Source organism: Noviherbaspirillum aridicola, assembly GCF_019656455.1.
Lineage (GTDB): Bacteria > Pseudomonadota > Gammaproteobacteria > Burkholderiales > Burkholderiaceae_D > Noviherbaspirillum > Noviherbaspirillum aridicola.
In genome coordinates this window covers 56,474-81,102 of record NZ_BPMK01000020.1, presented here as the reverse complement: position 1 = coordinate 81,102, position 24,629 = coordinate 56,474, and the positions used below count along the sequence as shown (strand labels likewise).

Here is a 24,629-nt window from a genome sequence, read left to right as displayed (position 1 = left end):
CCGTCGTGTCACATAGAAAAGAGGACTGAATGGCGAGTAACAACGTAGCTCAATTTGCCACCGAACTGAAGATGCCAGCAGATCTGCTGCTGACGCAATTGCGCGCTGCCGGCGTCGAAAAAAGTTCGGCGTCCGACCCCTTGTCCAAGGAAGATAAGGACAAACTGCTGAATCATCTTCGCCGCTCCCACGGCGCTGCGCCGGACGGCGAAAAGCGGAAGATCACGCTGACACGCAAGGAAACGACGGAGATCAAGCAGGCCGACGCCACTGGCAAGTCGCGCACCATCCAGGTGGAAGTGCGCAAGAAGCGCACCTTCATCAAGCGGGACGAGCCGACGGCCGAGGAAACGACGCCGGCGCCGGTAGTCGATGAAGCCGAGCTCGAGCGTCGCGCGGAGGAAGCCCGCCGCCAGGCAGAACTGCTGGCGCGCCAGGAGGCGGAACTGCGCGAGAAGCAGGAACGGCTTGCCCGCCTCGAAGCCGAGAAGGAAGCCCAGGCCAAGGCCATGCGCGAAGCCGAGGAAGCCGAACGTGCCGCCGCCGCCAGGGCCGCGGCCGAGCAGGCTGCCCGCATCGAAAAGGAACAGGTGAGCGCCGCCGAGGAGGAGCGTCGCCGCGCCGCCGACGAAGCCAAGAAGAAGGCCTCGGAGGAAGAGGCGCGCGCCGCCGCCGAACGCGCGGCTGCGACCGAGCGCGCACGCCGTGCGGTCGCCGAGGAAGTGGCGCAGATCAAGGCGATGATGAGCCAGCCGCGCAAGGTGATGAAGGCGCCGGAACCGGCTCCCGCGCCTGCGCCGGCGGCCAAGGCCGCCGAAGGCACGCTGCACAAGCCGGCCGACAAGAAGCCGGGCGACAAGCCCGGCGACAAGAAGCCCGTCACCGGCGACAAGAAATCGATCAAGTCGGCCAATGTGTCGTCGACCTGGCAGGACGACGCCAAGAAGCGCGGCGCCGGCCTCAAGACGCGTGGCGCGACGCCCGCGCCGGGCGGCCGCGACGGCTGGCGCGGCGGTCCGAAGGGCCGTCGCTCGCACGGCCATGACGATCAGCGCGAATCCAACTTCCAGGTGCCGACGGAAGCCATCGTGCGCGATGTGCATGTTCCGGAAACCATCACGGTGGCCGAACTGGCGCACAAGATGGCGGTGAAGGCTTCGGAAGTGATCAAGCAGCTGATGAAGCTGGGCCAGATGGTCACGATCAACCAGGTCCTGGATCAGGAAACCGCGATGATCGTGGTCGAGGAAATGGGCCACAAGGCGCTGGCCGCCAAGCTCGACGATCCGGAGGCCATGCTGGAGGAAACCGGCGAGCACGCCGACGCGGAACTGCTGCCGCGCGCCCCGGTGGTCACTGTCATGGGTCACGTCGACCACGGCAAGACCTCGCTGCTGGATTCGATCCGACGCGCCAAGGTGGCGGCGGGCGAGGCCGGCGGCATCACGCAGCACATCGGCGCCTATCACGTCGAAACGCCGCGCGGCATCATCACCTTCCTCGACACCCCGGGCCACGAAGCGTTTACCGCGATGCGTGCCCGCGGCGCCAAGGCGACCGACATCGTCATCCTGGTGGTGGCGGCCGACGACGGCGTGATGCCCCAGACGAAGGAAGCGATCGCCCACGCGAAGGCGGCCGGCGTGCCCATCGTCGTGGCGATCAACAAGATCGACAAGCAGGGCGCCAACCCGGACCGCGTCAAGCAGGAACTGGTGGCCGAACAGGTCGTGCCGGAAGAGTACGGCGGCGACTCGCCTTTCATCGAAGTCTCGGCCAAGACCGGCCAGGGCATCGACGATCTGCTCGAGAACGTGCTGCTGCAGGCTGAAGTGCTGGAGCTGCGCGCGCCGGTGGATACGCTGGCCAAAGGCCTGGTCATCGAAGCCAAGCTCGACAAGGGCCGCGGTCCTGTCGCGACGGTGCTGGTGCAGTCGGGTACGCTCAAGCGCGGCGACGTGGTGCTCGCAGGCTCGTCCTACGGCCGCGTGCGCGCCATGCTGGACGAGAACGGCAAGACCATCGCCACCGCGGGCCCGTCGATTCCGGTGGAAATCCAGGGTCTGACCGAGGTGCCGGCCGCCGGCGAGGAAGTCATGGTCATGGCCGACGAGCGCAAGGCACGCGAGATTGCGCTGTTCAGGCAGGGCAAGTTCCGCGACGTCAAGCTGGCCAAGCAGCAGGCGGCGAAGCTGGAAAACATGTTCGAACAGATGGGCGAGGGCGAGGTGAAGAACCTGCCGCTGATCATCAAGGCCGACGTCCAGGGTTCGCAGGAAGCGATCGTGCATGCGATGCAGAAGCTCTCCACCAACGAAGTGCGGGTGCAGGTCGTGCACGCGGCGGTGGGCGGCATCAGCGAGTCGGACGTCAACCTCGCGGTGGCGTCGAAGGCCGTCATCATCGGCTTCAACGTCCGCGCCGATGCGTCCGCACGCAAGCTCGCCGAAACCAGCGGCATCGACATCCGCTACTACAACATCATTTACGATGCGGTGGACGAGATCAAGGCGGCCATGTCGGGCATGCTGGCGCCGGAGAAGCGCGAAGCCGCGCTCGGCCTGGTCGAAATCCGCCAGGTCTTCCACGTCAGCAAGGTGGGCTCGATCGCCGGCTGCTACGTGCTCGACGGCCTGGTCCGCCGCGGCGCCTCGGTACGCCTGCTGCGCGACAACGTCGTGCTCTGGACCGGCGAACTCGATTCGCTCAAGCGCTTCAAGGATGACGTGAAGGAAGTGAAGGCAGGCTTCGAGTGCGGCCTGTCGCTCAAGAACTTCAACGACATCAAGGAAGGCGACCAGCTCGAAGTCTTCGAGGTGCAGGAAGTCGCCCGCACGCTGTAATCCGGGGACGTCCGCGGCCGGCGAAACCGCCGGCCGCGGGCGGACTCCAACCCATGCAGCGAACCCATCATGGCTAAACACAGCAAATCCATTCCCGGCCGCGGCGTACGCGTCGCCGACCAGATTCAGCGCGACCTCGCCGAAATCATCGCGTACGAACTCAAGGATCCGCGGGTCGGCATGATCACCATCACGGAAGTGCAGGTGACGCCGGACTACGCGCATGCCAAGGTATTCTTCACCACGTTCGTCGACAATGACGAGGCGGTGCAGAACACGCTCACCGGTCTGCGCAAGGCGGCAGGATTCATACGCGGCCAGCTCGGCCGTCGCCTGACCATTCATACCATTCCCGAACTGCATTTCATTCACGACACTTCGACCGCGCGCGGCATGCAGCTGTCGAAGCTGATCGACGAGGCGAATGCGACCCGGGCCAAGGATTCCGAGCAGGAATGACGCCGCCGCGTATGCGCGGCATTCCGCTGACCCTCCCATGGCGCAAGCTCCCCTCAAGAAAACCCGCGTGCCCGTGCACGGCGTGCTGCTGGTCGACAAGCATGCCGGCCAGTCCAGCAATGACGTGCTGATCCGGGCCAAGCGCCTGCTCAATGCGCAAAAGGCCGGTCACACCGGCACGCTCGATCCGTTCGCCACCGGCCTGTTGCCGCTCTGCTTCGGCGAAGCGACCAAGTTTTCGCAGGATCTGCTCGAAGCCGACAAGACCTACGAGGCGACCGTGCATCTCGGCGTGACGACGGCCACCGGCGATACCGAAGGTGAAGTGCTGCAACGGTGCCCGGTCGATGTGGATATCGCACGGATCGAGCAGGCGCTGGCGGTGTTTCGCGGCGAGATCGACCAGGTGCCGCCGATGTATTCGGCGCTCAAGCGCGACGGCAAGCCGCTGTACGAGTACGCGCGCGCCGGCGTGACGCTGGAGCGCGAGGCGAGACGCGTCACGATTCACCTGCTTGAATTGCTGTCCTATGAGGCACCGTTCCTGCGCATACGCGTCAGGTGCAGCAAGGGCACCTACGTGCGCGTGCTCGGCGAAGACATCGGCGCCCGGCTGGGGTGCGGTGCGCATCTGAATGCCTTGCGCCGCACCGGCGTCGGCGCCCTGACGCTCGATGGCGCGCTGAGCATCGAGGCGCTGGAAGCGGTGGACGCCGACAGGCGCACGCAGTGCCTGGCCCCGGTCGATGCATTGCTGTCCACCTTCGCGCCGGTCGAGCTCGGCGATGCGCTGGCCGCCCGCTTCCTGCAGGGGCAGCGCCTGCCTTTGCGCAAGGACGGCGTTGCCTGCCCGGCGCTCCCGGGGCGGGTGCGTGTCTATCGAGCAAGCGACAGCAGTCTGCTCGGCACCGCGCAGCTGAGCGAATTCGGCGTGCTGGCGCCGGAGCGGCTGGTGGCCACCGCGCCGCCGGTTTAACGACGCGCAACTCTTTGAAATTTCAGCGCTTTCACCCGGTTCTTGCGACGCAGCATGCTATACTCCCGGGTTTCCCGAATCACGCACCAGGGCACCATGTCAAACACCAAACGCGCATTGCGCAACATCGCCATCATTGCTCACGTCGACCACGGCAAGACCACCCTGGTTGACCAGCTGCTGCGCCAGTCCGGCACCTTCCGCGAGAATCAGCAGGTCGACAATCGCGTGATGGACTCCAACGACCTCGAAAAGGAACGCGGCATCACGATCCTGGCGAAGAACTGCGCGGTCGAGTACGAAGGCACCCACATCAACATCGTCGATACCCCCGGCCACGCCGACTTCGGCGGCGAGGTGGAGCGCGTGCTGTCGATGGTGGACTCGGTGCTGCTGCTGGTGGACGCGGTGGAAGGCCCGATGCCGCAGACCCGCTTCGTGACCCGCAAGGCGCTCGGCCTGGGTCTCAAGCCCATCGTCGTGGTCAACAAGATCGACCGTCCCGGCGCGCGTCCGGACTGGGTGATCAACGCCACCTTCGAACTGTTCGACAAGCTCGGCGCGACCGAAGAGCAGCTCGACTTCCCGGTCGTCTACGCATCCGCGCTCAACGGCTACGCCAGCCTCGACCCGAACATGCGCGAAGGCACGATGAAGCCGCTGTTCGACGCCGTGCTCGAGCACGTGCCGGTGCGCGACGACGATCCGGACGGTCCGCTGCAGCTGCAGATCTCCTCGCTCGATTATTCCTCCTACGTCGGCAAGATCGGCATCGGCCGTATCAAGCGCGGCCGCGTGAAGGCCCTGCAGGACGTGGTCGTGATGAACGGTCCCGACTCCACGCCGCTCAAGGCGCGCATCAACCAGGTGCTGAAGTTCAAGGGACTGGAGCGTGTGCTGGTCGATGAAGCGCAGGCCGGCGACATCGTGCTGATCAACGGTATCGAAGAACTGAACATCGGCAGCACGGTATGCGCGCCCGATGCGGTGGAAGCGCTGCCGATGCTGAAGGTGGACGAGCCGACCCTGACCATGAACTTCCTGGTCAACAGCTCTCCGCTGGCCGGCCGCGAAGGCAAGTTCGTCACCAGCCGCCAGATCCGCGAGCGCCTCGAGCGCGAACTCAAGTCGAACGTCGCGCTGCGCGTCACCGATACCGGCGATGAAACCACCTTCGAAGTCTCCGGCCGCGGCGAACTGCACCTGACCATCCTGCTGGAGAACATGCGTCGCGAAGGCTACGAGCTGGCAGTGTCGCGTCCGCGCGTGGTGTTCAAGGAAATCGACGGCGTCAAGTGCGAGCCCTATGAGCTGCTGACCGTGGACGTCGAGGAACAGCACCAGGGCGGCGTGATGGAAGAACTCGGCCGCCGCCGCGGCGACCTGCAGAACATGGAGCCGGACGGCAAGGGCCGGGTTCGCCTGGAGTACCGTATCCCGGCGCGCGGCCTGATCGGCTTCCAGTCGGAGTTCATGACCCTGACGCGCGGCACCGGCCTCATGAGCCACATCTTCGACGACTATGCGCCGGTCGACATGAACAAGCCGGAACTGGCCGGTCGCCGCAACGGCGTGCTGATTTCGCAGGAAGACGGCGCCGCGGTCGCCTACGCACTGTGGAAGCTGCAGGATCGCGGCCGCATGTTCGTCAGCCACAACGACCCGGTGTACGAGGGCATGATCATCGGCATCCACTCGCGCGACAACGACCTGGTGGTCAACCCCGTCAAGGGCAAGCAGCTGACCAACGTGCGCGCCTCGGGCACCGACGAAGCGGTGCGCCTGGTGCCGCCGATCCAGCTGACGCTCGAGTACGCGGTGGAGTTCATCGAGGACGACGAGCTGGTCGAAATCACGCCCAAGAGCATCCGCCTGCGCAAGCGCTTCCTGAAGGAGCATGAGCGCAAGCGTGCATCGCGCGACGCGGCATAAGTCCGGTCGGCTTTCGATAAGCATCACAATGCCGGGCCCGGTCAGCCGAAGAGGATGACCGGGCCTTTTCAATTTCCGAACGGGTTTCGATGACGGGTCCACTTACCGCGCACCGGCGCGCACTGCTGCTGATGGTGATCGCCCCCACCTTGTGGAGCATGGCCGGCGTCCTCACGCGGCACCTCGACGCCGCGCGCGGCTTTGAAGTGACATTCTGGCGCAGCTTCTTTTCCGCATTGTTCGTGGCCGCCGCGATGTGCTGGCAACAGGGCTGGCGACAGTCGGCGGCGGTGCTCGGCGGCGTCGGATCGGCGGGCATCGTCAGCGGACTGTCCTGGTGCATGATGTTCGTCGCTTTCATGATCGCGCTGACCATGACCACCGTGGCCAATACGCTGATCGTGATGAGCGTGTCGCCCCTCTTTACTGCCTTCCTCGCCTGGCTCGTGCTGCGGCAGGCGATTCCCGCACGGACCTGGATCGCGATACTTGCGGCCTTCATCGGCATCTGCTGGATGTTCGTCAGCAGCATCGGCGGGGTGGAGGGCAGGCACCTGGCCGGCATGCTCATCGCGTGCGCGGTGCCGCTCGCGGCCGCCGTCAACCTGATCGCCATCAAGCGCGCCGGGCACGGCGTCGACCTGATTCCCGCCGTGTTCCTCGGCAGCGTGTTTTCCGCGCTGCTGATGCTGCCGTTCGCCTGGCCCTTGCAAGCCTCGCTGCGTGACGTGGGCATACTCGCGGTGCTCGGCTTCTTTCAGCTCGGCCTGCCGTGCATGCTGATGGTTCGCGCGACCCGCCACCTGACGGCGCCGGAAGTGTCCCTGCTGGCCCTGCTCGAGGTATTGCTCGGCCCGTTGTGGGCATGGCTGGGCGCAGGCGAAGTGCCGGCCCGGGAGACCCTGGTCGGCGGCGCTGTCGTGATCGGTGCGCTGGTGTTCAATGAACTGGCCGCCATGCGGGGCCCGCGCACGCGCGTCCGCGCCGGGCAGTGAGAAGTGAAAAGCCGCTGCGGCGCGTGGCGCGGCAGCGGCGGACGGGGCGGATCAGGCAGCGACGGTGTCGGTCTGCGGAATCGCCTGCTGGGTCTTGAGGACTTCGGCGATCGCGGCGAACAGCTGATCGACCTGGAGCTTGTCGATGATCAGCGGCGGCGACAGCGCGATGATGTCGCCGGTGGTGCGGATCAGCACGCCCTTGTCCCAGAAGCATTTCTGGAAGACGTCGTAGGCGCGCGCGGTCGGCTTGCCCGGCACGCCCTCGAGTTCGATGCCGCAGACGAGGCCGAGGTTGCGGATGTCCTTCACATACGGCAGGCCCTTGAGGCTGTGCGCGGCTTCCTCGAAGTAGGGCGCCATCGCGGCGGCGCGGTCGAACAGGCCCTCCTCGCGGTAGACCTCGAGCGTCGCGACGCAGGCGGCCGACGCCAGCGGATGGCCGGTGTAGGTATAGCCGTGGAAGAACTCGATGGTGTCTTCCGGCGCCGCCTGCATGAAGGCGTCGTGGATGTCCTGGCGGACGATCACCGCGCCCATCGGCACGGCGGCGTTGGTCAGCCCCTTGGCGCAGGTGATCATGTCAGGCACGACGCCGAAGTGGTCGGCGGCGAACGCGGCGCCGAGACGGCCGAAGCCGGTGATGACTTCGTCGAAGATCAGCAGGATGCCGTACTTGTCGCAGATGGCGCGCAGTTTCTGCAGGTAGCCTTTGGGCGGCAGGATCACGCCGGTCGAGCCCTGTATCGGTTCGACGATGAGCGCGGCGACGGTGGCCGGATCATGCAGGGCCAGCAGCCGCTGCTCGAATTCGTCGGCCAGTTCGGCGCCATGCTTGGGCAGTCCCCGGGAATAGGCGTTGCGCGCGATGTCGAGCGGATGGCGCAGATGATCGACGCCGGGCACGGCGGGTCCGAAGTGCTTGCGGTTGCCGGCGATGCCGCCGACCGCGATACCGCCGAAGCCGACGCCGTGGTAGCCGCGCTCGCGCCCGATGAGGCGGGTGCGCAGGCCGTCGCCGCGCACGCGGTGATAGGCGAGCGCGATCTTCAGCGCGGTATCGACCGACTCCGATCCGTCGTTGCAGAAGAAGACGCGGTTCAGGCCTTCGGGTGCCATGCGGGCCAGCGCGGTCGCCGCCTCGAAGACCTTCGGATGGCCCATCTGAAAGGTCGGCGCGAAGTCCATGGTGGCGGCCTGCTGCTGGATGGCCGCGGTGATCTTGGGATGACAGTGCCCGGCATTCACGCACCAGAGGCCGGCGGTGCCGTCGAGTATCCTGCGTCCGTCATCGGTGGTGTAGTACATGCCGGAAGCCGCGGCAAGCAGGCGGGGCCTGCTCTTGTACTGCCGGTTGGCGGTGAAGGGCATCCAGAAGTGCGAGGTGTCGAGCGTATCGGCCATGTCGTGATTTCCCTCGTGGAGAATGTTGTGGGACGGCTGCTGCCATCCCTTCATGCCGTCTTCGGTTCCGGGAAGGAACCGGGGACGAACCGTTAGAATAGCGTCCTATTATGAGCAAGCCTGAAAAAACCGCAAACCTGCCGCCGCGCCGCCTGTCAGTTGCGCCGATGATGGACTGGACCGACCGGCACTGCCGCATGTTCCACCGGCAGATCACGCGCCATACCTGGTTGTACACCGAAATGGTGACCACCGGCGCGCTGATTCACGGCGACGTGCCCCGCCACCTTGACTTCAGTCAAGAAGAACACCCGGTCGCGCTGCAGCTCGGCGGCAGCGAGCCGGCCGACCTGGCGCAAAGCGCGAAGCTCGGCGCCCGGTGGGGCTATGACGAGATCAATCTCAATTGCGGCTGCCCCTCGGAGCGCGTGCAGAAGGGTGCCTTTGGTGCCTGCCTGATGGCAGAGCCGAAGCTGGTGGCCGATGGCGTGAAGGCGATGCGCGACGCGGTGGACATCGATGTCACCGTCAAGCACCGGATCGGCATCGACGACGTGTCCTCCTATGATTTCGTGCGCGACTTCGTCGGCATCATCGCCGACGCCGGCTGCAATACCTTCATCGTGCACGCCCGCAACGCCATCCTCAAGGGACTGAGCCCGAAGGAAAACCGCGAGATACCGCCGCTCAAGCCGGAGTACGCCTACCGCCTGAAGCAGGATTTCCCCCGGCTGGAGATCATCATCAACGGCGGCATCAAGACGCTGGACGAGATCGATCTGCACCTCCGGCATGTGGACGGCGTGATGATCGGACGCGAGGCGTATCACAATCCGTGGCTGATGGCCGATTTCGATAGCCGCTATTACGGCGACGACCGCGCACCGGCCTCCCGCGAAGACGTGCTGCGGGCGATGATTCCCTATCTCGCCGAACAGCTTTCCCGCTACGGCAGCAAGGGCCTCAAGCTCAACGGCATGACGCGCCACATGCTCGGCCTGATGGCGGGACTGCCCGGGGCGCGCGCCTTCCGCCAAACCCTGTCCGACGCGCGGCAGCTCGCCGCCGGCGATCCGGCGCTGCTGCTGCGCGCGCTGGAGCGCATGCGTCCGCTCGCCGCCTGATCCCGTCCACCGTGCCCCAATGGCACGGAACCTGCTGATTCATGCGCTTCCGATCGCGCCCGCGGGCGCGGTCGTCCTTGCCAACCGAACATATGGGAAAGGAAGACCATGACAGACCAGGACAAGAAGATGGATATACCGCCGCAGCACCAGGATCATCAGCCCGGCTCGGAGCAGCAGATGACGCCCAGGCCGATGGCGGAAATGAAGAACTACAAGGGCAGCGGCAAACTCCAGGGCAAGATCGCGCTGGTGACCGGGGGCGACAGCGGCATCGGCCGCGCGGCCTCGATCGGCTTTGCCAAGGAGGGTGCCAATGTCGTCGTCGCCTACCTCGACGAGCATGAGGATGCGAAGGAAGTCCAGCGCCTGATCGAGGCGGAGGGGCGGGAATGCGTGACCATCGCCGGCGACATCGGCAGCGAGGAATTCTGCCGGCGCATGATCGATACCGCGATCTCCAAGTTCGGCCGGCTCGACATCCTCGTGAACAACGCCGCGCAGCAGTATCCGCAGGACAGCATCACCGACATCAGCGAGGAACAGCTGGTCAAGACCTTCCGCACCAACATCTTTTCGATGTTTTTCACCGTGAAGGCCGCGATGCCGCATCTCAAGCCCGGCGCGCGCATCATCAACACCACCTCCGTCACCGCCTATCGCGGCAGTCCGCAACTGCTCGACTACTCCTCCACCAAGGGTGCGATCGTGGCCTTCACACGCTCGCTGGCGAAGGCGCTGGTGTCCAAGGGCATCCTGGTGAACGGCGTCGCGCCCGGCCCGGTCTGGACGCCGCTGATCCCGGCATCCTTCAGCGAGGACAAGGTCGACTCGTTCGGCGAGCAGGCGCCGCTGGGCCGGGCAGGGCAACCGGACGAAATTGCGCCGTGCTACATCTTCCTTGCCTCCGAGGACTCGTCCTACATGAGCGGACAGGTCCTGCATCCCAACGGCGGCGATGTCGTCAACGGCTGAGCGGGAAGATCAGTATTCCTTGAGGCGGTTGTAGAGCGTCTTGAGGCTGATGCCGAGCGCCTCCGCGGTGAGGCGCTTGTTTCCGCTGTAGTGCTTGAGCGTGGCGAGGATGATCTCCTTCTGCGCGTCCGCGAGCGGCGTGCCGACGGAGAAGTTCAGATATCCCTCGTGCACGGTCGGCTTCTTCGCCGACTGGTCGGTGATGCAATCCTCGATGTTGAGCGTGTCGCCGCCGAGTATCCACGCGCGCTGCACCACGTTCTTCAGCTCGCGCACGTTGCCGGGCCAGGAGTAGGTGCGGATGACTTCGAGCGATGCGCGCGAGAAGTTCTTTTGCACGTCGCTCTTTTCATTGAGCTCCTGCAGGAAGTGCTGGGCGAGGAATTCGATGTCGCTTCCGCGCTCACGCAGCGCGGGGATCCGGATCGGGAATACCGCGAGCCGGTACATCAGGTCTTCGCGCAGGCTGCCCTGCTTGACCGCACCCTCCAGGTCGCGGTTGGTGGCGGCGACGAGGCGCACGTCGACCTTGATCTCGTGGTCGCCGCCGACGCGCACGAACGTGCCGGACTCCAGCACGCGCAGCAGCTTGACCTGCATGTCGATCGGCATCTCGGTGATTTCATCGAGGAACAAGGTGCCGCCCGATGCATGCTCGAAGTAACCGATGTGCTGCCGCGAGGCGCCGGTGAAACTCCCTTTCTCGTGACCGAAGAGCGCCGCCTCGATCAGATGCGCGGGAATGGCGCCGCAGTTGACCGCGACGAACGCCTGGTCCTTGCGCTGGCTGCCCTGGTGAATCGCATTGGCGATGACTTCCTTGCCGGTGCCGCTCTCGCCGACGAGCAGCACGGTCGCTTCCGTCGCGGCGACTCGTTCGACTTGTTCATAAAGTCGTTCCATGATCGGCGAATTGCCCGACACGAAGCCGAAACGCTTGAGTTTGTCCTGGGTCATGTGAGTGTCCATCAGGCCTTCACTCGCGCGAGCGCGCGGCGCCTGGCCTTTATTGATGCGGTCATTGTTGCATCAAATTTTGAATCTTCGCTTGCGCTAATTCAGTGTGAGGCAAGCCAGCGGGATGAACCGCGGACGTAGATGATGCGCCGCGCGGCGAGAACGAACAATACACGATATCCGGCATGCGGTGGGAGTGCGGCGGCCCCGGTCTGCTCCCGCGATGAAGCCTGTTCTTCGTCGTCACTTCCGCTCGGCAAGAGTGCCGAAATCATCCATGCGCCTGTAAGTTTTACGAGTGCCGATGCAGGCTGCGCGACGCGCGCTGAGGACGCGCGCGGGAGGCAGCGCCGCAGTCCGGCTGGCATGGAAGCTGCCTCGCAACGAGAGCCGGCGGTACGCCGACAAGAGAGAACTTATCGTAATTGAAACGGTCACTAGTGGACCCCTGAAGCCTAATTTTCATGAAAGGAACAAGAATGAAAGCAATCAAGACGACATCGAAAATCTTGCTGGTTCTTGCCGCACTGAGCATGACGGCGGTCGGTTGTGATCGCGGAGGCGGCGGCGGATCGTCCGGCGCCAGCGGCAGCAGCGGCGCAAGCGGTGCCAGCGGCAGCGGTTCTTCCGGAGCCGGTTCTTCCGGCGGCAGCTCCGGCATGACCGGCGGCAGCTCCGGTGGTGCTTCCGGCGGCAGCTCCGGCGGCAGCGCGGGCGGCTCGAAGTAATCTCCGTCCCCGACGGCATCCGGCAGGGCCGGTCTCATCGGCCTGCGGGTGCCGTGCAACGAGTCCGCGACGCGGACTCGCTCCCACCCCACTCGCACTACCCGGTCGTCCGAAAGCGTCAGCGGCATTCATCCGCTAATGCAATTGTTCACTGCTTTGCCTCAATGAGAATTCAACGTCCGCACTGGACAATTGCAGTGCGGGGCCTATGCTGTTGAACGGACGGCAGGCGTCGTGATCGAACCCCTTACCATTCCCCTCAGAAGCAAGAAGACGTGCCGCCGCAAGGCTGGCGCCGCGGGGCGTGGCCGGACCGCGTCGGCCCGGCACGACCGCACGACATGCACGCGGCGCGCGAGGACGGCGACCGTCTGCATGGATATCTGTAAGTGAAACCGAGCGAGAAACCACGCCATGCCACATGTATTGATCGTTGATGATGATGAGAACACCCGCGAGGCGCTGAAGGAGATCACGCTGGCCGAAGGCTTCACGACCGCCGTCGCCGGAACCATACGCGACGCGCAGGCGCAGATCGCGCGCCAGCGGCCCGACGTCGTGCTGATCGATCTCCGTCTGCCGGACGGGAACGGAATGGACCTGTTCAATGACATCGAAGCGCGCGCGACCACCGAGATCGTGCTGATCACCGGCCACGCGAGCGTCGAAACGGCCGTCGAGGCGCTGCGCCTCGGCGCGGCCGACTACCTGACCAAGCCCATCAACTTCAAGCGCCTCAAGGCGCTGCTGTCGCGCATCCCGCGTACCGTCGACCTCAAGGAAGAGATCGGGGTGCTGCGCAGCGAGCTTCGCCGCCTCGGACATTTCGGCCAGATGCTGGGTGCCGCGCCGGCGATGCAGAAGCTGTACAACCATATCTCGCGCGTGGCGCCGACCGAGGCCACGGTACTGCTGCTCGGCGAGAGCGGCACCGGCAAGGAACTGGCCGCGCAGACCATTCATGACCTGAGCCTGCGGCAGAAGCATCCCTTCCTGCCGGTGAACTGCGGCGCCATCTCGCCGCAGCTGATCGAGAGCGAGATTTTCGGCCATGAAAAGGGCAGCTTCACCGGCGCCGATCGCCAGCACAAGGGTTACTTCGAACGCGCCAACGGCGGCACCCTGTTCCTCGACGAGATCACTGAAATGCCGATCGAACTGCAGGTCAAGCTGCTGCGCGTGCTGGAGACCGGCTCCTTCATGCGCATCGGCAGCAACCAGGAGATCGAAACCGATGTGCGCGTGGTGGCCGCCACCAACCGCGACCCCGAGCAGGCGGTCGCGGACGGCAAGCTGCGTCTCGACCTCTATCATCGTCTGAATGTCTTCCCGCTGAAGATCCCGCCGCTTCGCGAACGCGGCGCGGACATCGAACTGCTGGCGCAGCATTTCCTCGACGAGCTCAACGCCGCCCACGGCACGAGCAAGGTGCTGTCTCCCGACGGCCTTGCCTGCCTGAGCAATTACCATTGGCCCGGCAATGTGCGCGAGCTGCGCAATTACATGCAGCGCGCCTTCATCCTGTCCGATCACACCATCGACGCGGCGGCCCTGGCGCCGGTGATCACCACCCAGTCACCGGTCGGCCTGACGCTGGCCATCCCGGTCGGCACCTCGCTCGCCGATGTGGACCGCAAGCTGATCTATGCGACGCTCGAGCTTTGCGGCGGCGTGAAGAAGCGCGCGGCCGACATCCTCGGCATCAGTCTCAAGACGCTCTACAACCGGCTGGAGGAATATGGCCCCTACGAGCCGGGGATGACGAAAAAGGAAGAGACGCAGGCCTCGGGCGGGGGCGAATCGCTGCACTGAAGCCCGACGGGGCGCCGGCCACGCCTTCCCGGCCGGCGCGCGCCCGTCCGTGCCCGCCGCGCATCAGCGCCGCGCGGCCATCGTATCGATCACCACGATCAGCTCTTCCGGCGCGACCGGTTTCGTCGCATGCATCTGGAAACCCGCCGTCAGCGCGCGGATGCGGTCTTCACGCTGCGCGAACGCGGTCAGCGCGAGGGCCGGCATGCGCATGAGCGGCGTGTCGCCCAGCGATGAACGCCAGGCGCGGATCTTGGGCAGCACTGCATAACCGTCCTCTCCCGGCATGGCGATATCGCACACCAGCACATCGGGCAGCTGGTCCGGCGACCGCGTATCGAGCCAGTCCAGCGCCTCGGGCGCGCAGGAGGCGGCGAAGACATTGGCGCCGGCGCCGCTGAGCACCACGGTCAGCGATTCGCGCGCCTCGGCCTGATCGTCGATCAGCAGCACGTTGTAGCCCGACAGCGAGGGCAGCGGCATCTTGCCGCTCGCATCTTCCGGCGGTCCCACGGTGAGGTACTGGTCCGAGCGGGCGCGCAGCGGGAAATACACGTAGAAGGTCGTGCCCATGCGTTCGCCGGCGCTTTCCGCCTTGACCCATCCGCCGTGCAGTTCGACCAGGTGACGCACCAGGAACAGCCCGAGGCCGAGTCCGCTGTGGCCGCGCGTGCTGGACGTGTCTTCCTGGCTGAAGCGGCTGAACAGGTGCGGAAGGAATTCCGGGGAGATGCCGGCGCCGTCGTCGCGCACGGTGACGCAGATCTCGTTGTCGGCGGTCGCCGCGCTGAGCCAGACGTTGCCGCCCTCGGGCGTGAACTTGATGGCGTTGGACAGCAGGTTCCAGAAAATCTGCTGTACGCGGTCGGCGTCGCCTTCGATCTGCTCGCTGGTGATCCGATAGGCGCAGCTGATGCCGATGCGCTTGGCCGCGGCCAGGCCGCGCACGCTTTCCACCGCCGCCTGCAGCGTCGGCAGCAGGGCCAGCGGCTGCTTCACGAGGCGCAGCTTGCCGCTCATCATGCGCGTGACGTCGAGCAGATCCTCGATCAGCCGCACCTGCTGGCTGACGCCGGTCTTGATCCCCTGCAGCGCGCGCTGCGCAAGCGGCGCGGCGGCGGCATCCTGCACATAGTTTTCCAGCACGTGCGCCCAGCTCTGTATGCCGTTGAGCGGCGCGCGCAGTTCATGCGAGACGATGGCGAGGAATTCGTCGCGCGCGCGGGCGGCGGTCTCGGCCTGGATGCGCGCATTGCGTTCGCGCGCCAGCAGCTCGTCGCGTTCCTTCTCCATGCGCGCGCGCTCGGTCACGTCGTAGGCAATGCCGACGACGGACTCGATGCGTCCGAAGCGGTCGATCTCGGGTATCACCCGTCCCGAGAAATTGCGTACCTGTCCCTCGATGACGCGATCGAAGTCGAGCTTCTGCTCGAGCCCGCTGGCGAACGCGGCGCGCGCGGCTTCTTCCCATGCACGCACCATCGCCGAGGGCAGGCCGAGTTCCGCCTTGGTCTTGCCGAGATAATCCTGCGCCCTGACGTCCCCGAGCTTTTCGATCGCCGGATTGACGTAGATGTGGCGCATGTCGCGGTCCATCCGCGAAATGATGTCCGGCGAGTTTTCGACCAGCGTGCGGAATTCCCGCTCGCGCTGGTGCAACTGTTCCTCCGTCTGGCGCAGGCGGGTGATGTCCTCGAGCACCAGGCACACGCCGTCCTCGCCATCGGGACGGCAGGCGAGATGCACATGGGATTCGTGCGTGTCGCCGGGGAGCGGCAGACGCAGTTCGGCTTCGCAGGCGTTGCCTGCCAGTCCGGCGTCGACATACTGCCGCAGCAGCGCGTAACAGACGTCGCCGAAGGCCTGCGCGAGACCGCGCCCGACGAGCGGTTCCGACCCCGTCGAAAGCCTTTGCTGCGCATGCAGGTTGGCATAGTCGATCACGCCGTCCTGGTCGCAGTGCAGCGCGAGCCCGGGCTGCATGTCGGCGAACTGCTGCGGCGACGGCGCCACGTCTGCATGCTGCCGCTCGGTGCCCTGCAGGAAGAACAGTTTGTCACCGGATACTGCCATGGTTGATGCAACTCCTTCAGTTATCGATGCGTACGCGAACCGCCGCGGGCAGGGTAAGCCTTACACCCGATTTAACATTTTTACATGTAGGTCCGACGAGCAATTGTGCATGCTCATCCCGCGAGGGAAACGTGAACCGTCGACGGGTCTGCAGGAGCAGGAAGCATGCCGAGCTGCATGCCGGGCTCCGGGCGGCTTTGCGGAAGATCATCGTGACCTTCCGGGGAGACTCGTATAGTGACTCACGACGCGCCGTCGGCCTGAGCTGCGGGGTTGCGGCGGCGCGGCGCTCTGAAAATTCTTCGATTCGCAGCGTCTCTCGCCGCATGACGCACGGCACACGGGCGCGCAGGATGCGCGATGTGCGCGACGCGCGCCGCGCCGGCGGCCGGCTCTGCGATGCGCGGGATTCACGCGTGGCGAAAGTCCCATCGTGCATGTTTGTCCCCGATGCTGCGGCAGGGTCTCGGCATATGTCTTGCGAGTGCAGTGCCGGATCTGAAGGGCATGCCCGGGGGCTGCGTTGGCTTGAACAAGGCATTCATGAACAGCGCCGTTATTGACAAGGCATTCTTCAGCATCCGCATGCAGGGTACAGGCTCGCTGCGATCCGCATCGTCCTTCGCGGGCGGCCGATCGCGACGGCGTTTGCCGGATGCGCGCCATCCAACCATCTGATTACCTCGATATTCCGGCAAGGAGATAGCATGGCTTCTGCAATCATCGTTTTTTCCCACCTGCGTTGGGACTTCGTTTATCAGCGTCCGCAGCATCTGCTCTCCCGTCTCGCGAAGCACCACCAGGTGGTGATCGTGGAAGAGCCGGTGCACGACGAGTCGCGGACCTGGATGAAGACCTGGTCGCCGGCGCCGAACGTGCTGGTGTGCCAGCCCCATACGCCCGTCGCCATGCCGGGCTTCCACGACGACCAGCTGCCGCACCTGCAGAAGCTGCTGAGGCTGCTGATGCGGGACTACACGGAGCACATGGCCTGGTTCTATACGCCGATGGCCCTGCCGCTGCTGCAGGAACTGAATCCGCAGCTGGTGGTGTACGACTGCATGGATGAACTGGCCTCTTTCAAGAACGCGCCCAAGCAGCTGCTGCAACGCGAGAGCGCCTTGCTGAAGGTGGCCGACATCGTCTTCACCGGCGGCCCGAGCCTGTACCGCTCCAAGCGCGACCGCCATCCGAACGTGCACTGCTTCCCCAGCAGCGTCGACCGCGCGCATTTCGAGCAGGCGCTGGACCGCACCAATTCGCATCCCGCGCACAAGGACATCCCGGGGCCGCGGCTCGGCTTCTACGGCGTGATCGACGAACGCTTCGATGCGCGCCTCGTCGAGCAGCTGGCCGATGCCCATCCGATGTGGCAGATCGTGCTCGTGGGCCCGGTGGTGAAGATCGACCCGTCGCTGCTGCCGCAGCGGGCCAACATCCATTATCTCGGCCAGCAGCCCTACGAGGCGCTGCCGCAGTTCCTGGCCGGCTGGGATGTCTGCCTGCTGCCGTTCGCGCTCAATGAATCGACACGTTTCATCAGTCCGACCAAGACGCTCGAATACATGGCGGCCGAACTGCCTATCGTGAGCACGCCGGTGCGCGACGTGGCCGACGCCTACAGCGACATCGTGTCGATCGCCGCCGAGCCGGCCGACTTCATTGCCGCGTGCGAGGCGGCACTGCTCGCCACGCCGGAACAGCATGCCGAGAAGGTGGAAAAGATGCGCCGCGTGCTGGCGGCGACTTCGTGGGACGCGACCGCCGACAAGATGCGCACGCTGCTGGAGAGCACGCCGCGCCGCAGGCAGGAAGCGGCGCCGCTGGCCGCGCCGGTCGATCCCGCGATCGCCGACGCCGTACCCAACGTCAATCGGCTGCCGGTGCCTGACAACGCGCGCTTTGCCCGCACCGTCGTCATCGGCGCCGGGCCGACCGGGCTTTCCGCCGCCTATCACCTCGGTCACGATGCCGTGCTGCTGGAGAAGGATGAGATGGTCGGCGGCGGCTGCCGCTCGATCAGAAGCGAGGGCTTTACGTTCGACCGCGGCGGACATGTACTGGGATCGAACGATCCCTATGTGCGCGAGCTGTATGAACTGCTGCTCGGTTCGAATCTGCACTGGCAGGGCATCGAAGCCTGGGCCAGGTGCCAGGGCATGTATCTCCGCCTGCCTTTCCATGCGGGCCTGCACGGACTGCCGCCGGAGGTGATCAAGGATTGCGTGCTCGGCGCGGCGGAGGCGCGGTACGCCGCGCGCCTGCCGGGCACCGCGGATGGTCTGCCGGCCGCCAACGTGGCGCCGCTCGAGAAGCGCGGTCCCGCCAACCTCGAGGAGTCGATCCGCGCCGCCTGGGGCAGCGGCATCGCCCGCTACTATGAGCTGCCTTACCAGCGCAAGCTGTGGGGCATGCCGCTGGAGCAGATGGCGCCGGCACCCGAGGGAGCCTCATCGCCGGACCTGGAGCAGGTCGTCGCCGGAGCGCTGGCGCCGCGCGCGGGCGGCACGACGGCGCGCTTCGGCTATCCGCTGCGCGGCGGCTTCCAGGCGGTGATGTCGGCCTTCGTCCCGCACATCAAGGGCACGGTCGAACTCAATGCGGACGTGGTGGCGGTGTCGCCGAGACAGCGCATGCTCACGCTCTCGGATGGTCGGCGCTACCAGTACGACAACCTGATTTCGACCATGCCGCTGCCGCTGCTGGTGCAGAGCATGGGAGAGGAGGCACCGCCGGAAGTGCGGGCCGCGGCCTCGGCGCTGCAGCATGTGTCGCTGCGCTGCGTGCATCTCGGCGTGGCGCGAGAGAATCTCAGCGACAAGCACTGGATATGCTATCCGGACGAGGGCGTGTTCCACCGCGTATTCATGCAGGGTAATGCGAGCCCCGACTGCAATGCGCCGGGCGGCTTCGGCCTGACCTGCGAGATCAGCTATTCGAGCCAGTGGAAGCCGCTGCCCGCGACGGGGAAGGAACTGATCGACCTGTGCATCCGCGACTGCGTCCGGCTCGGATTGCTGCGTGCCGACGACCGCGTGCTCACCGCCTTCGAATCCGACCTGCCCTACGCCGCCGTGCTGCGCGACCATGCGCATGCGCGGAACGTCGAGACCATCAAGGCCTGGCTGGAAAAGTGCGACATCATCGTCGCCGGCCCCTTCGGGGAATGGGGGCATGGCGATGCGGACCACGCTTTCATGGCGGGCAAGAAGGCAGCCGAAGCGGTACGGTGGCTGGAGCAGAACAGTGCCGTCGCGGTCGAGTAGCCGGATGAAGCGCAATGGCCTGAGCCAACCGACGGAGGCGGCATGAAAAGACTGGTGACGACGGCCCTTGTCGCCATCCTGGCGATGTCGTCGACGGCGTCGATGGCCGCGACCGCGGAAGGCGGGCGCGCCGGCAAGCCTTCGCTCGATCAGCAGGAGCTCTACCGCGGCAGCCGCATCATCGGCGCCGCGGTCCACGACGCCAGGGACCGCAAGATCGGCGAAGTCAAGGATCTGCTCCTCGACAGCGCGCGCGGCGAGGTGGCTTACGCGATTCTCGGCTTCGGCGGGCGCAAGCTGCATCCGGTGCCGTGGCGGGCGCTGATGCCGAGCGAGAGCGGCCGCAATTACGTCCTCGATGCCGACCGCGAGGTGATCGCCCAGGCGCCCGGCTTCGACATGGGCGAGTGGCCGGATACCGGCAACCAGCGCTGGAGCGAAGACATCGACCGCTACTGGAACCGCATGGTCGGACGCGCCACAGATGCGGGACAGGCGTCCGCGGCCGGGACGCCTCCGGCGGCCGCGAGCTCCGGCGGCAGCGGCAAGCCGGGTAGCGGCAACGCCGGCCGCGGCGACAGGCGCTGAGCCGCCCCCCGCATCAACCAGCCGGCGCCCTCGGGCGCCGTTTTTCACGCTCATGATCCGCCCTTGGAGACAGGCAGATGGATATGCTTGCGCAGCTCGACTGGAAAGAACTCTTCCAGCTGAGCTTGTCACCGCTCGAAATCATCGTCCGTGGCACGATGATCTACTGGTTTCTGTTCGTGCTCTTCCGCTTCGTGATCCGGCGCGACGTCGGGTCCGTCGGCATCGCCGATGTGCTGCTGCTGGTGATCGTCGCCGACGCCGCGCAGAACGGCATGTCGGGCGAATACAAGTCCATCAGCGACGGCATGCTGCTGGTATCGGTGCTGATCGGATGGAACTACCTGTTCGACTGGCTGAGCTATCACTCGCCGTTCTTCCGGCGCCTGGCGGAGCCCCGTCCGCTGGTGCTGGTCCGCGACGGCCGCATCCTCTACCGCAACATGCGCCGCGAACTGATCACCGAGGATGAACTCTGGCGCAGGCTGCGCCAGAACGGCGTGGAATCCCTGGACCAGGTCCGCTACGCCTGCATGGAAACCGATGGACAGATCAGCGTGATCCGCCGCGAATAGCGTCGCTCATTGCGGCGCCGCGAGTACCGCGGCGAGCCGGCGGGCGGTGTCCGCCGCGCCCATGCTCAGGGCGGCGTCCAGCGCCGACATGCCGCTGGCGTCGCGCGCACGCGGGTCGGCACCCGCGGCGAGCAGCATCTCCATCACCGCCAGCCGGTTGAACATGGCGGCCAGCATCAGCGCCGTTCGCCCGTCCGTGCCGGCGCCGGCGATATCGGCGCCCCGGTCGAGCAGCAGGCGAACCACCGCCGCATCGCCCTTGAAGGCGGCGCCGCCGAGCGGCGCCTGGCCGCGATCGTTTCGCAATTCGGTATCGGCGCCGTGGTCCAGCAGCAGCGCGGCGGTCTCGACATGGCCGTGATAGCAGGCGAGCATCAGCAGGCTGTCGCCCTGTTCATTGCGCAGGTTGGGCGGAAGGCCGTGTTCGAGCAGCGGTCGCAGCCGGTCGGCGTCGCCGGCGCGCACCATGGCGAAGACCTGGCGCACGCGCGCCAGGGTTTCTTCGTCCAGCGGCGGCAGCCTGGCGGTGCTGGCGGGACTGCCGGCGGCATCGCTCCCGCCCTGCAGGTCGCCTTGCATCTACTTGGCGCCGGCGGTCTCGTCGACGCGCGCCGGGGCTTCCTTCTGACCGCTGCTGTAGGTCGGCTGGTCGCGGCGCTGATGCGGCGCCGGCTTGCCGGGCAGCGGGGGAAGTGCCTTGGCCTTTTCCAGGTCGATGCCTGCGATCTGGGCCACGCGGCGGCCATAATCCTCGTCGCAGTGCCACAGGTGCCAGACCATGCGCAGCTGGATGGTCTCCGGGCATTGCTTGAGGTCGCCGCCGATGTTGCTGACGAGTTCGTCGCGCTCCCAGTCCTCGAAGGTGCGGTAGCGCTCGCCTGCCTGCCGGTAGTCGTCGCCGGTGCGCGTGGTCTGGTAGCGGCCGAGATGGCCTTCCACCCACTGGTGATAGTCCTTTGCCGGTCTGGGCGCTTCCTGCAGGCCGCCGAGGATGCTCGGCTCATAGTTGATGTGCTTGTTGCCGCCCGCCGGATCGACATAGTAGGCCATCGCGGCATCGCGCTGGTTGGTGTGAGCGCGCGCCTTTTCCTGCGGTGCGTTGATCGGCAGCTGCAGGTAGTTCGGACCGACGCGATAGCGCTGGGTATCGGAGTAGGACAGGGTGCGGCCCTGCAGCATCTTGTCGTCCGAAAAGTCGATGCCGTCGACGAGCACGCCGGTGCCGAACGCGGACTGCTCGGTCTCGGCGAACACGTTGTCCGGATTGCGGTCGAGCACCAGCCGGCCCACCGGCAGCAGCGGAAACTTGTCCTCCGGCCAGCGCTTGGTATCGTCGAGCGGATCGAAGTCCAGTTCGGGATGTTCGTCGTCGCTCATGATCTGCACGCAGAATTCCCATTCCGGATAGTCGCCGCGCTCGATCGCCTCGTAGAGGTCGCGGGTGGCGTGGCCGACGTCCTGGGCCTGGATCTCCGCCGCCTGCGCGGCGGTGAGATTGCGCACGCCCTGCCTGGGCTGGAAGTGGAATTTCACCAGGTGCGCCACGCCCTGGTCATTGACCAGCTTGTAGGTATTGACGCCCGATCCTTCCATCTCCCGGTAGTTGGCGGGAATGCCCCAGGGGCTCTTGACCCAGGTGACCATGTGCAGGGTCTCCGGCGACTGCGAGACGAAGTCGTAGAAGCGCCACGGCTCCTGGCGGTTCGTCACCGGGTCCGGCTTGAACGCGTGGATCATGTCCGGGAATTTGATGGCGTCGCGGATGAAGAAGACCTTGAGGTTGTTGCCGACCAGGTCCCAGTTGCCGTCGACGGTCTTGAACTTGATCGCGAAGCCGCGCGGATCGCGCGCCGTCTCGGGAGATTCGCGTCCGCCGATGACGGTGGAGAAGCGCAGGAACACCGGGGTGCGCACGCCGGTCTGGTTCAGCACCTTGGCGCGCGTGTATTTGGACGCCGGCTCGTTGCCGATGCGGCCGTAGGCTTCGAACCAGCCATGGGCGCCGGTACCGCGGGCATGCACGACGCGCTCGGGGATGCGCTCCCTGTCGAAATGCGTGATCTTCTCGATGAACTGGTAGTTTTCCAGGGTGGCGGGGCCGCGTTCGCCGACGGAGCGCAGCGCCTGGTTGTCGCTGACCGGGTGGCCCTGTCGGGTCGTGAGTATGGGCTTTTGCTCGTTCATGACGGAACCTTTCGATGCGGAAGGGGATGGTCCGACGCAGCGCGCGCGCCGGCGCGGAGGTGGTAGCCGTATAGAGACATTCCGGCAAGCGCGGTTCCGTCGCCGCCAGGCCAAAAAAAAGCAGGGCGGTGTTAGCGCCCTGCAAGCCGAACAGGCATAGCTTCGCCTCAGGAAATCGTCATCGTCTGCGCCCGCGCCAGTGGACGGCCGCGCCGCGGCCGCGCCGTATCGCATGGCCGTCGGGGCGGTGCGGCCGCGCGCGCAGGGTGTAGCTCAGATAGTCGTCATAATCGGGGTCGTCGTCATCGTCATCGAAGGCATCGAGCTCCTCGACCACAATGGCGGGCCGGCTGTCCAGCTTGTCGGTGTGCAGTGCAAGCGTGTCGAAGTCCCGCTCATAGGATTGCCGGTGCCAGCCGAGATCCCAGTCGTTCTCGCGGGCTTCGCACCAGTGCGGTGACATCATCGCCAGCTCGCGCGCCTGCAGCGCTTCTTCCTCCGGCATGCCGAAGTAGTCGTCGTCGCCCGCCTCATTGGTCCAGCGCAGGGTATTGAGCACCAGCGACTGTCCCTGCGGCACCAGCGCGGCGAGATGCCGGCGCGAGCGGATCACCACGTAGGCGATGCCGATGCGGCGGGTGCGGCGCAGCGTCTCGCGCAGCAGCGCGTAGGCTTTTTCGCCTCCTGGCGCCGGCGACAGGGTATAGGGGGTGTCGAAATAATCGGGCGGAATCTCCTGGGCTTCGACAAAGGCCAGGATGTCCACCGCATGCGTCGGCTTGGTTGAGGAGGGATGCAGTTCCGTTTCAGGCAAGATCACAAGCAGCCTTTCTTCACTCTATACATGTGGGCGGCGGACATCGCCGCCCGGGCCAGGCAACGGATCGCGCCGTTGCCCAAGGATTGCCTTTCCGCGGGCAGGCGCCCGTATCAATGCACGCTGCGCTTCTTGCGGGAAGTGCTCGGTGCTTCCTCGGCTTCCATTTCTTCCTCGTCGGAGGAAATGCCGAGTTCTTCGCGCAGCTCCATGCGGCGCTGCAGGATTTCTTCCGCCAGCTCTTCCAGATCGAGTTCGGACTTCTTCACCTTCTTGAAGAGTTCTCCCTCTTCCTCTTCGATGTGATGCTTCACGTATTCGCCGAGCACGGTGAACTTGGCGTCGTACAGGTCGTCGCCCGGCTGCATCGCCGACAGCTCGCTGATCAGCTGCTTGGCGGATGCGTGCTCGACCTCGGCTTCGTCCAGCAGGTCGAGATCGTCGATCGCCTCGCGCGCGGCCGGGTAGAAGATTTCTTCTTCCAGCTGCGCGTGTATGGTCAGCTCGGCGCAGCAGGTTTCCACGATGTATTGCTTGGCTTCCTCGTCGGCGTCGCCCTTCTTCTTCATCTTCTCGAACTCGTCGAACATTTCGGTGACGCGACGGTGGTCTTCGGTCAGGATCTTGATGACATCGGCTTTCTTTTCCGCGCGCGGCGCCGGCTTGGCGGATTTGGCTGCGGTCTTGGAAGTCGCGTTGCGTGGCATGTTGTTCTCCTGTAGTTAGCTGCGTATCGTCCGATTCGCAAGCTCCATGCCATCCTCCGCATCCGGCGACTGCCACCGGTGGCGGCCCGGCACAGCGGAAAAACGAGCACGGCTCATGACCTCGGTCAATCGAATTTTTATGCGCAACCGATGGAAATGAGGCAGCCACGCCACACAGCCCCGCCGTTTTTGCATGCAGATGTAAAAACTGCGC

The 24,629-nt window shown here is 65.6% G+C and carries 19 protein-coding genes; 11 read left to right on the top strand and 8 right to left on the bottom strand.

The window, feature by feature from the left end; genetic code table 11:
* The first annotated feature begins 29 nt into the window (after nt 1-29).
* The 5 genes from infB (at nt 30) to NCCP691_RS19250 (ending at nt 7,205) form a co-directional block, all read left to right on the top strand.
* Entirely contained in the window at nt 30-2,843 is a 2,814-nt protein-coding gene (gene infB, locus NCCP691_RS19270) for a translation initiation factor IF-2 (protein WP_220810194.1), read from the top strand.
* Between the two features lie 69 nt (nt 2,844-2,912).
* Entirely contained in the window at nt 2,913-3,302 is a 390-nt protein-coding gene (gene rbfA, locus NCCP691_RS19265) for a 30S ribosome-binding factor RbfA (RefSeq protein ID WP_220810193.1), read from the top strand.
* Nucleotides 3,303-3,339: 37 nt separating this feature from the next.
* Nucleotides 3,340-4,278 (top strand): tRNA pseudouridine(55) synthase TruB, encoded by a 939-nt coding sequence (gene truB / locus NCCP691_RS19260; protein WP_220810192.1) that lies wholly within the window; start codon nt 3,340-3,342, stop codon nt 4,276-4,278.
* Between the two features lie 96 nt (nt 4,279-4,374).
* Nucleotides 4,375-6,210: a translational GTPase TypA gene (gene typA, locus NCCP691_RS19255; protein WP_220810191.1), complete on the top strand. Its 1,836-nt coding sequence runs from the start codon at nt 4,375-4,377 to the stop codon at nt 6,208-6,210.
* 89 nt (nt 6,211-6,299) lie between these two features.
* Nucleotides 6,300-7,205, top strand: a complete 906-nt coding sequence (locus NCCP691_RS19250) for a DMT family transporter (protein WP_220810190.1) — start codon at nt 6,300-6,302, stop codon at nt 7,203-7,205.
* Nucleotides 7,206-7,256: 51 nt separating this feature from the next.
* On the opposite strand, the gene aptA is transcribed toward NCCP691_RS19250, so the two are convergent.
* Nucleotides 7,257-8,609, bottom strand: coding sequence for an omega-aminotransferase AptA (aptA, locus tag NCCP691_RS19245; protein ID WP_220810223.1), 1,353 nt, complete (start codon nt 8,607-8,609; stop codon nt 7,257-7,259).
* Between the two features lie 167 nt (nt 8,610-8,776).
* Between aptA and dusA the strand changes: the two genes are divergently transcribed.
* Nucleotides 8,777-9,733 (top strand): tRNA dihydrouridine(20/20a) synthase DusA, encoded by a 957-nt coding sequence (dusA, locus tag NCCP691_RS19240; protein WP_444980942.1) that lies wholly within the window; start codon nt 8,777-8,779, stop codon nt 9,731-9,733.
* A gap of 108 nt (nt 9,734-9,841) precedes the next feature.
* Entirely contained in the window at nt 9,842-10,708 is an 867-nt protein-coding gene (locus NCCP691_RS19235) for an SDR family oxidoreductase (RefSeq protein ID WP_220810188.1), read from the top strand.
* Between the two features lie 9 nt (nt 10,709-10,717).
* On the opposite strand, the gene NCCP691_RS19230 is transcribed toward NCCP691_RS19235, so the two are convergent.
* Both NCCP691_RS19230 and NCCP691_RS19225 read right to left on the bottom strand, forming a co-directional pair.
* On the bottom strand, nt 10,718-11,665 hold the full coding sequence (locus NCCP691_RS19230; RefSeq protein WP_238482509.1) for a sigma-54 interaction domain-containing protein: 948 nt from the start codon (nt 11,663-11,665) through the stop codon (nt 10,718-10,720).
* A 292-nt stretch (nt 11,666-11,957) separates the two neighbouring features.
* Nucleotides 11,958-12,431, bottom strand: coding sequence for a hypothetical protein (locus NCCP691_RS19225; RefSeq protein ID WP_220810186.1), 474 nt, complete (start codon nt 12,429-12,431; stop codon nt 11,958-11,960).
* 376 nt (nt 12,432-12,807) lie between these two features.
* Between NCCP691_RS19225 and NCCP691_RS19220 the strand changes: the two genes are divergently transcribed.
* Nucleotides 12,808-14,205 carry a sigma-54-dependent transcriptional regulator gene (locus NCCP691_RS19220; RefSeq protein ID WP_220810185.1) on the top strand — a complete coding sequence of 466 codons (1,398 nt, stop codon included), beginning with the start codon at nt 12,808-12,810 and terminating at the stop codon, nt 14,203-14,205.
* A 63-nt stretch (nt 14,206-14,268) separates the two neighbouring features.
* Here NCCP691_RS19220 and NCCP691_RS19215 read toward each other — a convergent pair whose 3' ends face one another.
* Nucleotides 14,269-16,278, bottom strand: coding sequence for a hybrid sensor histidine kinase/response regulator (locus NCCP691_RS19215; protein WP_220810184.1), 2,010 nt, complete (start codon nt 16,276-16,278; stop codon nt 14,269-14,271).
* A 707-nt stretch (nt 16,279-16,985) separates the two neighbouring features.
* Here NCCP691_RS19215 and NCCP691_RS19210 point away from each other — a divergent pair.
* The 3 genes from NCCP691_RS19210 to NCCP691_RS19200 all read left to right on the top strand — a co-directional run bounded on the left by NCCP691_RS19210 (nt 16,986) and on the right by NCCP691_RS19200 (nt 20,707).
* A complete protein-coding gene (locus NCCP691_RS19210; protein ID WP_220810183.1) occupies nt 16,986-19,544 on the top strand; it encodes an FAD-dependent oxidoreductase in 2,559 nt (852 codons plus the stop codon).
* A gap of 42 nt (nt 19,545-19,586) precedes the next feature.
* Nucleotides 19,587-20,132, top strand: coding sequence for a PRC-barrel domain-containing protein (locus NCCP691_RS19205; RefSeq protein ID WP_220810182.1), 546 nt, complete (start codon nt 19,587-19,589; stop codon nt 20,130-20,132).
* Between the two features lie 83 nt (nt 20,133-20,215).
* Nucleotides 20,216-20,707, top strand: coding sequence for a DUF421 domain-containing protein (locus NCCP691_RS19200; RefSeq protein WP_220810222.1), 492 nt, complete (start codon nt 20,216-20,218; stop codon nt 20,705-20,707).
* A gap of 6 nt (nt 20,708-20,713) precedes the next feature.
* Here the strand turns inward: NCCP691_RS19200 and NCCP691_RS19195 are convergent, their stop codons facing one another.
* The 4 genes from NCCP691_RS19195 to NCCP691_RS19180 all read right to left on the bottom strand — a co-directional run bounded on the left by NCCP691_RS19195 (nt 20,714) and on the right by NCCP691_RS19180 (nt 24,415).
* Nucleotides 20,714-21,175, bottom strand: coding sequence for an ankyrin repeat domain-containing protein (locus NCCP691_RS19195; RefSeq protein WP_373870373.1), 462 nt, complete (start codon nt 21,173-21,175; stop codon nt 20,714-20,716).
* 111 nt (nt 21,176-21,286) lie between these two features.
* Nucleotides 21,287-22,891 (bottom strand): catalase, encoded by a 1,605-nt coding sequence (locus tag NCCP691_RS19190; protein ID WP_220810180.1) that lies wholly within the window; start codon nt 22,889-22,891, stop codon nt 21,287-21,289.
* Nucleotides 22,892-23,069: 178 nt separating this feature from the next.
* Complete coding sequence (locus tag NCCP691_RS19185) at nt 23,070-23,705, bottom strand: Ku protein (protein ID WP_220810179.1); 636 nt, start codon at nt 23,703-23,705, stop codon at nt 23,070-23,072.
* 116 nt (nt 23,706-23,821) lie between these two features.
* Nucleotides 23,822-24,415, bottom strand: a complete 594-nt coding sequence (locus NCCP691_RS19180; RefSeq protein ID WP_220810178.1) for a hemerythrin domain-containing protein — start codon at nt 24,413-24,415, stop codon at nt 23,822-23,824.
* Nucleotides 24,416-24,629: the final 214 nt, after the last annotated feature.